This is a genomic window from Lentzea sp. NPDC060358 (assembly GCF_042725365.1).
GTDB lineage: Bacteria > Actinomycetota > Actinomycetes > Mycobacteriales > Pseudonocardiaceae > Lentzea.
In genome coordinates this window covers 15,151-27,469 of the sequence record NZ_JBHXCW010000094.1, presented here as the reverse complement: position 1 = coordinate 27,469, position 12,319 = coordinate 15,151, and the positions used below count along the sequence as shown (strand labels likewise).

Sequence of the window (12,319 nt, the reverse complement as noted above, 5' to 3'; positions counted from 1 at the left end):
GTCGCGGTGGTGCGCATGGCGTCGAGGCTCGCCTTGCCGCACAGGCCGCACGACGACGTGGTGCGGAAGGTGCGCTCGATCGACGGTCCGGTGGCGCGGCGCTCGCCGACGCGCCGGCGGCCGTGCCGCCCGGTCACGCGGCGGGGACCGTCGAGGTCCTCAGGTGCGGGAGCGCCAGCTGACCTTCGACGACCCGGCCGCGGGCGGGTCCTTCACGACGACGCGCACCGGCAGGCCGAGGAACGCGCTGAACCGCGCGACGTGCCCGGCCAGCCGCCCGGCGTCGAAGCCCGGCAGGGGCTGCAGCTCCACGTCCACCGAGGTCTTCTTCAGGACCCGCCGCCACAGCCCGGCGATCTGCCCGTCCTCGATGATCGTCGCGTAGAACATGCCGTTGTAGGTGGAGATCGGGATCTCGTCGTAGCGGGTGAAGAACGCGCCGCGGTCCTTGTAGCCGATCACCAGCTCGTCGTAGGCGGGCAGCAGGTACGCGCCGGAGCCGGGCGTCAGGTCCGGCGGCAGCCAGTACTCCTTGCCGTCGAACCGCTCGCACACCAGCGACGGCTTGACCGCCTCGAACCCGCGCGCGGCCTCCCGCACGCCGATGCCGCACCAGTTCGCGAAGTCCGCGAGGGTCGCCGGGCCGTGCGAGCCGAAGTACCGCGTGGCCAGCTCGGCCAGCACGTCGTCGCCCTCGAGCGTGCGCTGGTGGGGCGCCCACTCGTCGAGCAGCACGAAGGTCTGCTCCTTGCCGCGCGGCGGTCCGGGCACGACCACGCCCTCCTGGGCGAGGTTGAGGAACGTGAAGTAGCTCTGCTGCCGGTCGTCGGGGATGCCGACATCGGCCATCAGGTCGATCATCTCGCGCCGGGTGAGGCAGCCGCCGCCGGTGAGCGCGTCGACGAACGTCTTGCGCGCCAACGACATGAGCTCGGGCGTCATGTTGTGGTACTGCCACACCTTGGGGGTCTGGCGGGCGAGGTAGCGCGCGCTGAAGAGGCCGAGCATCCACCGGACGTCCTCGGCGGGCACGTAGTGCACCGTCCCGCGCAGCAGCCAGGTGCGGACGATGCTGCCGTCCTGCAACGCCTTCTCGACGTCGGCGATCCGCCCGGACGCGGTGCGCAGGCCGATGGCCCACAGCGACTGCCCGTAGTCCTGGCCCTGCACGGCTCCCAGCGACCGGACGACGTCCTCCGCCGAATCGAGCTGCCCGACGTTCCCGAGGCGCAGCGCCGCGATGTCCATCGGGCCAGTCTCGACGAGCCCGCTCGAGCCCGGCTCGAGCGGGCCTGTCCCCGGCGCCCCCCGGCTATCGCGGACGCGACCCGCGGGACTGGCCCCAGCTGCCGGTGTACCCCTCCGCGAGGAACCTCGACCCCGCCTCCGACCCGACGACGGACCGCAGCTCGCCGAGCTGCCGCTGCACGTCGAAGGCGGACGCGCCGGGCAGGGCGTGCAGCATCGTCGTCATCCAGTACGAGAAGTGCTGCGCCTTCCAGACGCGGTCCAGCGCGCGGGGCCCGTAGCCGTCGAGCGCGTCGGAGTCTTTCTTGAGCAGCGCGCGTTCGACCAGTTCGCTGAGCACGCGCACATCGGCCAGTGCCAGGTTGAGGCCCTTGGCGCCGGTCGGCGGCACGGTGTGGGCGGCGTCGCCGGCGAGCAGCAGGCTGCCGTGGCGCAGGGGTTCCGCGACGAACGACCGGAACCGCAGCACGGTCTTCTCGGTGATGGGCCCCTCCTTCAGCACGAACCCGTCCGGGCCGGCGACGCGCGCCTGGAGCTCCTCCCAGATCCGGTCGTCGGACCACCGGGCGGGGTCGGCGTCCGGGGAGCACTGGAAGTACATGCGCTGGTGGGTCTCGGTGCGCTGGCTGATCAACGCGAACCCGCGCGGCGAGTGCGCGTAGACGAGCTCGGGGGCGCTGCGCGGTGCCTCGGTGATGATGCCGAACCAGGCGAAGGGGTACTCGCGGGAACTGTGCCGCCGCAAGGCCTCGGGCACCTCGGCGCGGCAGATCGACCGCGAGCCGTCCGCGCCGACGAGCAGGTCGCAGCGCACCTCCTGCCGGTGCCCGTCGGCGTCGACGAACCGGATCGCGGGCCCGGTGACGTCGACCGAGGTGTCGCTGACGCCGAACCGCACGTCGCCGTGGTCGCGTTCACGGGCGTTCGCGAGGTCCACGAACACGTCCGTCTGCGGGTAGAGCCAGACCGGCTCGCCGACGAGCGCCCGGAAGTCGACGCGGTGGCTCTCGCCGCCGAAGCGCAGGTCGATGCCCTCGTGCGGGTGCCCGTCGTGCAGCACCCGGTCGGACACGCCGCTGTCGACGAGCAGCCGCGCGCTGTCGGCCTCCAGGATGCCGGCGCGGACGGTGTTCTCGATCTCCCGCCGGGACCGGTGGTCGACCACGACGCTGTCGATCCCGTTGAGGGACAACAGGTGTGAGAGCATCAGGCCCGCGGGCCCCGCCCCGACGATGCCGACCCTGGTGCGCGTCATGAGGGCTCCTTCGTGAGCGGGACGTCCAGCAGTGCCTGGAGCTCGTCGAACCCGATGCCGTGCAGGTCGCGCACCACCACGCCGGTCCCGGTGATCAGGAACGTCGCGAGGTCGGTGTAGACGCGGCTGACGCACCGCAGCCCGGTGAGCGGGTACGTGCACTCGGGGAGCAGCTTGGGCTTCCCGTCGCGGGTCAGCATCTTCATCATCACGAACACCTGCTTCGCGCCGACGGCGAGGTCCATCGCGCCGCCGACGGCGGGGATGGCGTCCGGCGCGCCGCTGTGCCAGTTGGCGAGGTCGCCCCGCGCCGACACCTGGTACGCGCCGAGCACGCACACGTCGAGGTGGCCGCCGCGCATCATCGCGAACGAGTCGGCGTGGTGGAAGTAGGAGGCGCCGGGCAGTTCGGTGACGGGGACCTTGCCCGCGTTGAGGAGGTCGGGGTCGATGTCGTCGCCGTGCGCCTGCGGTCCCATGCCGAGCATGCCGTTCTCGGTGTGCAGCACGACCCCGCTGTCCGGGGCGAGGTGGTCGGCGACCTCGGTGGGCTGCCCGATGCCGAGGTTGACGAACGACCCGGCGGGGATGTCGGCCGCGACGAGCTTCGCGAGCGCTGTCCGGCCGATCACGAGACGCGTCCGATGTGGACGACGCGGTCGACGTAGATGCCCGGCGTGACGACGTGTTCGGGGTCGATGTTGCCGAACTCCTCGACCTGCACCACGGTGGTCATCGCCGCGGCGGCCATGATCGGCCCGAAGTTGCGCGCGGTCTTGCGGTACACGAGGTTGCCGACCTCGTCGGCCAGGTGCGCCTTGACGAGCGCGACGTCGCCCTTGATCGGGTACTCCAGCACGTAGCCCTTGCCGTCGATCACGCGCGTTTCCTTGCCTTCGGCGAGCATCGTGCCGTAGCCGGTGGGCGTGAAGAACGCCCCGATGCCGGCGCCGCCGGCGCGGATCCGTTCGGCGAGGTTGCCCTGCGGCACCAGGTCGAGCTCGATGCGCCCCGCCCGGTAGGCGGCGTCGAAGTGCCGCGAGTCGGCCTGCCGGGGGAACGAGCACACGACCTTCGCCACCCGCCGCTCGCGGATGAGCGCCGCGATCCCCTCGTCCCCGGCGCCGGCGTTGTTGCTGACCACGGTCAGCTCCTCCGCCCCGCTGTCGAGCAACGCCTCGATCAGCTGCACCGGTTCCCCGGCGGCGCCGAACCCCCCGATGAGGACGGTCGCGCCGTCGGGCGTGTCCGCCACGGCCTCCCGCGCGGTGCTGTGAACGTTCACACGCCCTCCTTCAGCACCTGCCGCGCGACCGCGAACGCGTGGTTCGCCGACGGCACACCGCAGTAGATCGCGCTCTGCAGGATCACCTCGCCGATCTCGTCCTCGGTGAGCCCGTTGCGCACCGCCGCGGCGACGTGCAGCTTCAGCTCGTCCCAGTGCCCGCGCGCGATGAGCGCCGTGAGCGTGACCGCGCTGCGCGTCCGCCGGTCGAGCCCCGGCCGCGTCCACACCTCGCCCCACGCGTACCGGGTGATGAACTCCTGGAAGTCGCGCGTGAACTCGTCCGGTGCCGCCCGGTCGACGTGCGCGTCACCGAGCACCTCGCGCCGCACCTTCATGCCGTCGTCGTAGGACACCGCATCTCCTCCAGCACCTCGGCCACCACCCGCGCCACCGCGACCGGGTCCTCCGCCGGCGGCAGGTGCCCGCACCCGGCCAGCACCCGGTCGGCCCCGTCCGGCGGCACCACCACGTCGTGCTCACCGACCAGCACCCGGACCGGTGTGGCGGACCTCCCGCCCTCGAACTCCGCCAGCGCCTCACAGGCACGGGCGTACGACTCCCGGTCGGTGCCGGCCAGCGCCGTGAGCAACGCCCCGGCGACCTGCGGCCGCCGCCCGGCGAACCCCGGCGCGAACCACCGCTGCGCCGACCCCTCGACCACGACCGGAGTCCCCCGCGTCCGCACCAGCGCGGCCCGCTCGTGCCACATCGCGGGCAGCCCGATCCGGCGCGCCGCACCGATGCACACGACCGCGTCGAACGGTCCGCCGTGCCCGGCCGCCAGCTCGAACCCGACCGCGCCGCCGAACGAGACCCCGGCGTAGGCGGCGGGCCTGCCCCTGCCCAGCTCCGTGACGCGGCGTTGGAGTTCGCCGGCGACGTCCCGGACGGTGAACGGGCCGGCGGTGGGCGGACTGGCGCCGTGGCCGGGCAGATCCCAGCCGATGACCTCGCTGTCCAGCTCCCGGGCGAGGGCCTGGGCGCACTCCCGCCACAGCAACGCGACCGGCGTGCCGAGGGAAGGGCCCACGACGGTCAGCCGTTCGGATGACCCGGACCCGGCAAGACGGGTCAGACCGAGCTCAGGCGCCATTTTCGTCAGACCCCCTTGAGACGATGGGAGTGGGGGCTTCGCGCTCCCCCCGGAGGGGGCCCAGTCGGGATCGATTCCGCAGCAGCGCCTCGTCCACGAACGCCTCGGCCGCCCCGAGGTAGCCGCGGGGGTCCGTTCCCCCGCCGGCCTCGGCCAGCAACTCCGCAGCCGCACCCGAGGCCCGCCGGGACATCACGTCCGCGTGCACCTCGAGCCCCTCCACCAACTCGGCCGCCTGCGCCGAGGCCACCACCGCCAGCTCCAGCAACGACCGCAACGCGGGCCACTCCGCGTGCCAGGCCCCGTCGGGCCGCTCGTCCACGGCCCTCGCGGCGCAGAGGTGCAGCTGCGCCCCCAGCTGCGGGGCCTGCAACGCCGCGGAGTTCACCAGCACCGACAGCACCGGGTTGCGCTTGTGCGGCATCGTCGACGACCCGCCCCGCCCGGCGACCGCGCCCTCGGACACCTCGCCGATCTCCGGCCGCCCCAGCGTCAGCACGTCCCCGGCGAGCACCCCGAGCACGTCGCACACCCGCACCAGCGCGTCACCCAGCCGCGTCACGGGCGCCCGGTAGGTGTGCCAGGGCATCGACGGCGCCAGCCCCAGGTGCCGGGCGAACGACCGGGCCGCCTCCAGCGGTTCGGCACCGGCCCGCGACAGCGTGCCCGCGGCACCCCCGCACTGCACCGGCAGCACCAGGCGGCCGAGCTCGTCCAGCGAGTCCAGCACGCCCACGAGCCACCGGGCGGCCTTGAGCCCGAACGTGATCGGCACGGCGAACTGCGTCAGCGTCCGCCCCGCCATCACCGACGACCGGTGCTCCGCCGCCAGCGCCGCCAGCGCGGCCGCCACCCGGTCCAGATCCGCCGACACGCGCGCCACCACCTCGCGCGCCAGCAGCATGAACGCGGAGTCGAGCACGTCCTGGCTGGTCAGTCCGGTGTGGATCGGGACGGACACCTGCGCGCGCAACGCGGACACCAGCGGCAGGACCGGGTTGCCGGCGGCCTCGACCTCGGCGGGGTCGAGCTCCGGCACCGAGACCGAGATCGGGGACCCGAGCACGCGCGCCCAGGCCACCTCCACCTCGACCAGGGCGCGCACGAGGGCCGCGTCGTCGACGAGACCGGCGGCGCGCTGGGAACCGGGCAGCACGGTCACGTCCGCGGGTACCGGAGGAACACCGTCTCGGACGGCCCCTGCAGGTGGACGTCGAACCGCAGCCGGCCGTCGTCCTCGCGCGAGGCCACCAGCCCGTCGACCGCCCCGGCGGCGCCCGGCAGGTAGATGCGCGTGAACAACCGGTCGAGCAGGCCGCGGGCGAACACGGTCACCGCGAAGAACGGCAGGCCCGGCTCGACGGTGCTGAACCAGTAGCGTCCGGCGGCGTCGGTGCAGGACCGGCCCCAGCCGGTGAACCCGGCGCCGCGCCGCCGCAGCGACCCGCCCGCCCGCGGCATTGCACCGGAGGCGTCGGCCTGGCGGATCTCGATCATCGCGTCCGGCACGGGGGCACCGGCGCCGTCGAGGACGTGGCCGTGCAGCACCACCGACCCGGCCGAGCCGAACGGCACCAGCTCGCAGTCGCCGGGGAACGCGAGCGCGTGGTGGAAGAACGGGCCGACGGTCTGGCCGGGGGTGGCCTCAGTCATCGGTGGGCTCCAGGTAGGTCGCGTGGCTGCCGGTCAGCACGATGTCCCAGCGGTAGCCGAGCAGCCACTCGTGCTCGGACCGCGAGTGGTCGTAGGAGGCGACCAGCCGCGCCAGCGCGGCGGGGTCGGTGATCGACTGGGCGATCGGGTCCAGCGCCAGCAGCTGGTCGCCGGGGAAGTACATCTGGGTGATCAGGCGCTGGGTGAAGTCCGTGCCGAACAGCGAGAAGTGGATGTGCGCGGGCCGCCAGGCGTTGTGGTGGTTGCGCCACGGGTAGGGGCCCGGCCTGATCGAGGTGAACGAGTACCGGCCGTCGTCGTCGGTGAGGCACCGGCCGACGCCGGTGAAGTGCGGGTCGAGCGGTGCCGGGTGCTGGTCGCCCTGGTGGGAGTAGCGGCCGGCGGCGTTGGCCTGCCAGATCTCGACGAGCTGGCGGCGCACCGGCCGCCCGTCGCCGTCGAGGACCCGGCCGTGCACGCGGATGCGCTCGCCGATCGGCTCACCGCCGCGCTGGACGGTCAGGTCGGCCTCGACCGGGTCCACGTCGGAGTGGCCGAACACCGGGGCCACCAGCTCGGCGCCCTCGGGGTCGACGAGCTGGAGGTCCTTGGTGGGGTGACGCAGCAGCGTGCTGCGGTAGGGAGCGAAGTCCAGCAGCGGCGCGCCTCCCGGCGCCTGCGCGTGGATCCTCGCGATCTCGTCGCTGATCTCGTGCTGGCTGCTCGTCACACGTCCGGACGGTAGGGACGGGACCGCCCCCGCGTCGACCGGGGGCTTCCACCCACCGGAAACCGGTCGCGGGTCAGCCGGTCGCGCAGGGCGCGCCGTTCAGCGTGAACGACTCCGGCACCGAGTTGGGGCCCGAGACCGCGCCGTTGAACCCGATCGACACCGAACCGTTGGCGACGATCAGCGCCGCGTAGTCGGCGTTGGTCACGCTCACCTCCGCACCCGACTGCGCCGCGGTGGCGTTCCACATCTGCGACACGGTCTGTCCGTCGGCGAACCGCCAGCGCAGCGTCCACCCGTTGATCAGCACGTCGCTCGCGTTGCGCACGGTCACCTCGGCCTGGAACGCGCCGGGCCACTGGCTGCCGATCCGGTAGACGACCACGCACGACGGTGAGGGCGGCGGGACGCTGGGCGGCGCCGAGACGCAGGCGGGCCCCCACAGGCCGAGTTTCGCCTGGGAGGCCTGGGACTCCGCCTCGGTCAACGGGCCGCCGTCGGCCCCCTCGGCGCGCAGCGCTCCCGCCCGGACCGCCGCGAGCGCGTAGTCGGTGCCGTCCGGCAGCGCGAGCGAGATCTCGCCCCGCCGCACGCTGGTAGCGCTCACGTCCTTGCCCTGCAACGTCTTCACGGCGAACTCGCGAGCCGCGGCCGCGGCGCACGCGGGCGACTCGGCGAGGAACGAGATGCGGACCCGCGTGCCGTCGGCGAGGTCGACGGTGCGGCCGTCCACAACGGCACTCACCTTTGTGGACCGCGCCTTGTCGGAGACCGGGGACGAGCTCTGCGCCGCGGGAACGGGCTTTCCGTCCTGCTTCGCCGTGCAGGCGGCGGTGAGCAGGGTCAACAGCACCAAGATGTGCTTCCGTGCTGCCATAGATCAACTCTATCGGTGGTGGCAACGCTCGCAATCGGCTGTTCGGAGTTGATCAACTCTGGCTTTCGGAGTCCGCGGCCGGGAGTGGACCGTTCCCTGTCGCACCGCACGGACACCCACCGCCTGCGAGGCACCTCAGCGGGCGCCGCGGTCGGTCCACGACCGCAGCGCCCACCAGGTGTGCAGCGCGGTCAGCACGTGCGAGCGCGCCGCGTCCGGGGTGTCGCCGAGGTCGACGCCGGTCAGCTCCACGAGCCGGTCGAGCCGGTACCGGACGGTGTTGGTGTGGATGTGCAGCGCCGCGGCCGTCGCGCCGAGCCGGCCGCCGTGGTCGAGGTAGCACAGCGCGGTCGCCACCATCTCGTGGTGGAACGAGCTCTTCGGGTCGAGCTGGCCGAGCAGCGAGTCCGCGAGCACGCCCGCCAGTGCCGGGAACGCCGCGAGAGCGGTCTCACCGGCGAGGTCGGTCAGCATGCGCACTCCCCCGCCCGACGCGACCACCAGCGCCTTCGCGCAGAGCGAGTACAGGGCGCGCAACGACTTGAGGACCGTGGCGGGCGACACGACGAGGAGGTCGTCCGACGAGACCGGCGGCACGTGCGTCAGTCCGGCCAGCCGTCCTTCGACCAGCCCGTAGACGCCCCCGGAGGTGTGCAGGCGTTGTTCCAGCGTCCGCGCGTGGCTGGGATCGGTCACCCCGGACACGACGCAGTGGTAGCGCCCGTCGGCACGCAGCCCGGCGCGGGCCAGTTCCGAGGCGTCCGGGAACTCGCCGGACACGAGCAGCCGGCGCAGCACCTGGGCGTTGAGGTCGCGGGCCGTGCGGGCGAGCTGGAGCTCGGCGGTGTGGTAGCCGCTGACGATGTGCCGTTCGACCGCCCCGACGTAGTGGTCGAGGCCGATCATGAAGTCGAGGATCGTGCCGTCGTCGACGCCCATCGACCGCGCGAGCTCCACGGCCGCGCGGATCAGCTCGGTGCGCCCGGCGTGCACACCGCGCAGCAGACCGGCCATGGACACGCCCTGGGCCGCCCGGTCGGCACCGAGGGCGAGCGCGGCCGAGAAGTCGCCGTCGTCGGGTGAGCCGCCGCGTTCGAGGTGGGCGATGCCCTCGGACAGCAGGAAGGCGATGTGGCGGCGGTTCTCCTCGGCGGGCAGGCGGGCGACCTCCGGCGAGTTGCCGCGGGCGGCGCCGACGACCCGTTCGACCACCTGCTCGTCCGCGGCGACGGCTTCGAGCACCTGGCGGACCATCGCGGACAAACCCGGCACGTCGCCTCGCAGACATCACGTTGTGCGACGGCCACAACACCGCCGTCGCCGTTTGGTGGCGGGACCCTATGCCCCGCTCCGCGGTTACTGGTTAGTTGCTTTACGCGAGAGTAATTCGCGTTGGCACCACCCTTCAACGAGGAAGGCCCTGGGATGTCAGACCGGAACATCAGCCGCCGCAACCTCCTTGCCGCGAGCGGAGCGATCGGCGCGATCGCCGCCACCGGGACACTGGGGCAGGCCGTCGCGGGAGCAGCGCCGAGAGTCGACGCGGACGTGATCGTGGTCGGGCACGGCCTGGCCGGGCTCGTCGCCACCTCCGAACTGGCCGCCGCGGGCCGCAAGGTCCTGCTGCTCGACCAGGAACCCGAGGCGAGCCTCGGCGGGCAGGCGTTCTGGTCGCTCGGCGGCCTCTTCTTCGTCGACTCCTCCGAGCAGCGCACCGCGGGCATCAAGGACTCGCTGGAGCTGGCCCGCGCCGACTGGTTCAACACCGCCGGCTTCGACCGGGGCGTGTCCAACCCGCTGGGCGAGGACTACTGGGGCGCCAAGTGGGCGGAGGCCTACCTGAACTTCGCGGCGGGCGAGAAGCGCTCGTGGCTCTACGGCCTGGGCGTGCGCTGGGTGCCGATCGTCGGCTGGGCGGAACGCGGCGGCCAGCTCGCCGACGGTCCCGGCAACTCGGTGCCGCGCTTCCACATGACGCTCGGCACCGGCCCCGGCGTGATGGAGCCGTTCGAGAAGAAGGTCCGCGACGCCGTGCGCGACGGCAAGGTCACCTTCCGGTTCCGCCACCAGGTCGACGGCCTGATCATCACCAACGGCGCCGTGACGGGCGTGCGCGGCAGCGTCCTCGAACCGAGCAGCGCGGCACGCGGAGTCGCCAGCTCCCGCACCAAGATCGGCGACTTCGAGCTGCGCGCCCCGATGGTGGTCGTCACCTCCGGCGGCATCGGCGCCAACCACGACCTGGTGCGCCGCAACTGGCCCGCGCGCCTGGGACCGGTTCCCCAGCGCCTGGTCACCGGCGTGCCCGCGCACGTCGACGGCCGCATGCTCGCCATCACCGAACTGGCCGGCGGCCGCATCGTCAACCGCGACCGCATGTGGCACTACACCGAGGGCATGATCAACCACACGCCGATCTGGCCCGGCCACGGCATCCGCGTGCTGGCGGCGCCGTCGTCGATGTGGTTCGACGCCCGCGGCAAGCGCTTCGCCAACCCCGGCATCCCGTCGCTCGACACCCTCGGCACCCTCGAGCTGATCGGCAAGTCCGGCTACGACTACTCGTGGTTCATCCTCAACAAGAAGATCATCGACAAGGAGTTCGTGCTCTCCGGTTCCGAGCAGAACCCGGAGATCACCGCCAAGAACCTCATCGCCTACCTCGCGATGCGCCTGCTGACCAGCACGCCGCCGCCGGTGAAGGCGTTCATGGACAAGGGCGTCGACTTCGTCATCAAGAACAACCTGCCCGACCTCGTCGCCGGCATGAACGCGCTGACCGGCCAGAACCTGGTCGACCTGGACGAGCTGCGCCGCCAGATCGTGGTGCGCGACCAGCAGGTCGACAACCCGTTCACCAAGGACCTCCAGGTGATGGGCATCCGCAACTCGCTGGCCTACAGCGGCGACAGCCTCGCCCGCACCGCCCCGCTGCACAAGATCCTCGACTCCGGCAGCGGCCCGCTGATCGCGATCAGGATGAACATCCTGACCCGCAAGACGCTGGGCGGCCTGCAGACCGACCTGCAGGGCCGCGTGCTCGGCTCGTCCGCGCAACCGATCCCCGGCCTGTACGCGGCGGGCGAGGTCTCCGGGTTCGGCGGCGGTGGCGTGCACGGCTACCGCGCGCTGGAGGGCACGTTCCTCGGCGGCTGCCTGTTCTCCGGCCGGGCGGCGGGCCGGGCCGCGGCCGCCGAGAGCGCCTGACGACGCGAGCACCGCGGGGGCTGCGGCCACCTCCCCCTGCCGGCCGCAGCCCCGCACCGCCCGGTCACCGGGCCGCCGCCCCGAGCCGGTCGAGGAACCCGAGGACCAGTCCCGCGACCTCGTCGCCGTGGCTCTCCAGCAGGAAGTGCCCGCCGTCGAGCAGGTGGACCTCGGCACGGGGCGTGTCGTCCGCGAACGCCGTGGCGCCCGCCGGGCCGAAGATCTCGTCGTTCTCACCCCACACGGCGAGCACGGGCGTGCGGTGGGTGCGCAGGTGCTCGTGCAGCGCCGGGTAGAGCGGCGGGTTCGTCGCGTAGTCGCGGAACAGCGCCAGCTGCACCTCGTCGTTGCCCGGCCGTGAGACGAGCGCGTGGTCGTGGTGCCACGTGTCCGGGCTGACCACGCTCGGGTCGGGCACGCCGTGGAGGTACTGCCAGCGGATCGCCTCCAGCGACAGGGCCTCGCGGATCGCCGCCTCGGTCTCGGCCGTCTGCTCGCGCTGGTAGTCCCGCACGGGCTTCCAGAAGCTCTCGACGAAACCCTCGTCGTACCCGTTGCCGTTCTGGGTGATGATCGCGGTCACCGCCTCCGGCTGCCGCAGCACCAGCCGCCAGCCGACCGGGGCGCCGTAGTCCTGCACGTAGACGGCGTACCGGGTCACGCCGAGCTGGTCGAGGAGCCCGGCGGTCAGGTCGGCGAGCGCGTCGAAGCTGTAGTCGAACTCGCTGACCGGCGGTGCGGCGGACAGCCCGAAGCCCAGGTGGTCGGGCGCGATGACGTGGTAGCGCTCCGCCAGCGCGGGGATCAGGCCGCGGAACATGAACGAACTGGTCGGGTAGCCGTGCAGCAGCACGACGACGGGTGCGCCGGCGGGTCCCGCCTCCCGGTAGAAGAGCTCCTGGCCCGCCACGGTGGCGGTGCGGTGGTGAACGGTCGCCATGTCTAACTCCACTGGGACGGTTTGCTGG

At 72.7% G+C, this 12,319-nt stretch carries 13 protein-coding genes; 1 reads left to right on the top strand and 12 read right to left on the bottom strand.

Annotation, left to right across the window (positions count from 1 at the left end):
- Window positions 1-159: 159 nt before the first annotated feature.
- The 11 genes from ACFWGZ_RS20930 to ACFWGZ_RS20880 all read right to left on the bottom strand — a co-directional run bounded on the left by ACFWGZ_RS20930 (window position 160) and on the right by ACFWGZ_RS20880 (window position 9,416).
- Window positions 160-1,248: a winged helix DNA-binding domain-containing protein gene (locus ACFWGZ_RS20930; RefSeq protein WP_382453214.1), complete on the bottom strand. Its 1,089-nt coding sequence runs from the start codon at window positions 1,246-1,248 to the stop codon at window positions 160-162.
- Window positions 1,249-1,312: 64 nt separating this feature from the next.
- Window positions 1,313-2,503 (bottom strand): 4-hydroxybenzoate 3-monooxygenase, encoded by a 1,191-nt coding sequence (locus ACFWGZ_RS20925; RefSeq protein ID WP_382453213.1) that lies wholly within the window; start codon window positions 2,501-2,503, stop codon window positions 1,313-1,315.
- The gene (locus tag ACFWGZ_RS20920) at window positions 2,500-3,135 is read right to left on the bottom strand and encodes a 3-oxoacid CoA-transferase subunit B (RefSeq protein ID WP_382453212.1); all 636 of its coding nucleotides are present in this window, start codon (window positions 3,133-3,135) and stop codon (window positions 2,500-2,502) included. Before ACFWGZ_RS20920 ends, ACFWGZ_RS20925 begins: the two co-directional genes overlap by 4 nt.
- The gene (locus tag ACFWGZ_RS20915; protein ID WP_382453211.1) at window positions 3,132-3,788 is read right to left on the bottom strand and encodes a 3-oxoacid CoA-transferase subunit A; all 657 of its coding nucleotides are present in this window, start codon (window positions 3,786-3,788) and stop codon (window positions 3,132-3,134) included. The genes ACFWGZ_RS20920 and ACFWGZ_RS20915 overlap by 4 nt, the downstream gene beginning before the upstream one ends.
- Window positions 3,785-4,126: a 4-carboxymuconolactone decarboxylase gene (gene pcaC, locus ACFWGZ_RS20910; RefSeq protein ID WP_382453215.1), complete on the bottom strand. Its 342-nt coding sequence runs from the start codon at window positions 4,124-4,126 to the stop codon at window positions 3,785-3,787. The genes ACFWGZ_RS20915 and pcaC overlap by 4 nt, the downstream gene beginning before the upstream one ends.
- Window positions 4,123-4,884 (bottom strand): alpha/beta fold hydrolase, encoded by a 762-nt coding sequence (locus ACFWGZ_RS20905; RefSeq protein ID WP_382453210.1) that lies wholly within the window; start codon window positions 4,882-4,884, stop codon window positions 4,123-4,125. The genes pcaC and ACFWGZ_RS20905 overlap by 4 nt, the downstream gene beginning before the upstream one ends.
- Window positions 4,874-6,046 (bottom strand): lyase family protein, encoded by a 1,173-nt coding sequence (locus ACFWGZ_RS20900; protein ID WP_382453209.1) that lies wholly within the window; start codon window positions 6,044-6,046, stop codon window positions 4,874-4,876. The genes ACFWGZ_RS20905 and ACFWGZ_RS20900 overlap by 11 nt, the downstream gene beginning before the upstream one ends.
- The gene (locus ACFWGZ_RS20895) at window positions 6,043-6,537 is read right to left on the bottom strand and encodes a protocatechuate 3,4-dioxygenase subunit alpha (protein ID WP_382453208.1); all 495 of its coding nucleotides are present in this window, start codon (window positions 6,535-6,537) and stop codon (window positions 6,043-6,045) included. Before ACFWGZ_RS20895 ends, ACFWGZ_RS20900 begins: the two co-directional genes overlap by 4 nt.
- Window positions 6,530-7,267 (bottom strand): protocatechuate 3,4-dioxygenase subunit beta, encoded by a 738-nt coding sequence (gene pcaH, locus ACFWGZ_RS20890; RefSeq protein WP_382453207.1) that lies wholly within the window; start codon window positions 7,265-7,267, stop codon window positions 6,530-6,532. Before pcaH ends, ACFWGZ_RS20895 begins: the two co-directional genes overlap by 8 nt.
- Before the next feature lie 73 nt (window positions 7,268-7,340).
- Window positions 7,341-8,144 (bottom strand): cellulose binding domain-containing protein, encoded by an 804-nt coding sequence (locus tag ACFWGZ_RS20885; protein WP_382453206.1) that lies wholly within the window; start codon window positions 8,142-8,144, stop codon window positions 7,341-7,343.
- A 135-nt stretch (window positions 8,145-8,279) separates the two neighbouring features.
- A complete protein-coding gene (locus ACFWGZ_RS20880) occupies window positions 8,280-9,416 on the bottom strand; it encodes a PucR family transcriptional regulator (RefSeq protein WP_382453205.1) in 1,137 nt (378 codons plus the stop codon).
- Window positions 9,417-9,569: 153 nt separating this feature from the next.
- Here ACFWGZ_RS20880 and ACFWGZ_RS20875 point away from each other — a divergent pair, with 153 nt between their 5' ends.
- Window positions 9,570-11,351: an FAD-binding dehydrogenase gene (locus ACFWGZ_RS20875; protein ID WP_382453204.1), complete on the top strand. Its 1,782-nt coding sequence runs from the start codon at window positions 9,570-9,572 to the stop codon at window positions 11,349-11,351.
- A 64-nt stretch (window positions 11,352-11,415) separates the two neighbouring features.
- Here the strand turns inward: ACFWGZ_RS20875 and ACFWGZ_RS20870 are convergent, their stop codons facing one another.
- Entirely contained in the window at window positions 11,416-12,291 is an 876-nt protein-coding gene (locus ACFWGZ_RS20870; protein ID WP_382453203.1) for an alpha/beta fold hydrolase, read from the bottom strand.
- Window positions 12,292-12,319 lie beyond the last annotated feature (28 nt).

Coding starts and splice junctions, on each gene's coding strand:
- ACFWGZ_RS20870 (WP_382453203.1), bottom strand. CDS start 12,291: ATGGCGACCGTTCACCACCGCACCGCCACCGTGGCGGGCCAGGAGCTC.
- ACFWGZ_RS20905 (WP_382453210.1), bottom strand. CDS start 4,884: ATGGCGCCTGAGCTCGGTCTGACCCGTCTTGCCGGGTCCGGGTCATCC.
- ACFWGZ_RS20885 (WP_382453206.1), bottom strand. CDS start 8,144: ATGGCAGCACGGAAGCACATCTTGGTGCTGTTGACCCTGCTCACCGCC.
- ACFWGZ_RS20930 (WP_382453214.1), bottom strand. CDS start 1,248: ATGGACATCGCGGCGCTGCGCCTCGGGAACGTCGGGCAGCTCGATTCG.
- pcaC (WP_382453215.1), bottom strand. CDS start 4,126: ATGAAGGTGCGGCGCGAGGTGCTCGGTGACGCGCACGTCGACCGGGCG.
- ACFWGZ_RS20925 (WP_382453213.1), bottom strand. CDS start 2,503: ATGACGCGCACCAGGGTCGGCATCGTCGGGGCGGGGCCCGCGGGCCTG.
- ACFWGZ_RS20895 (WP_382453208.1), bottom strand. CDS start 6,537: ATGACTGAGGCCACCCCCGGCCAGACCGTCGGCCCGTTCTTCCACCAC.
- ACFWGZ_RS20875 (WP_382453204.1), top strand. CDS start 9,570: ATGTCAGACCGGAACATCAGCCGCCGCAACCTCCTTGCCGCGAGCGGA.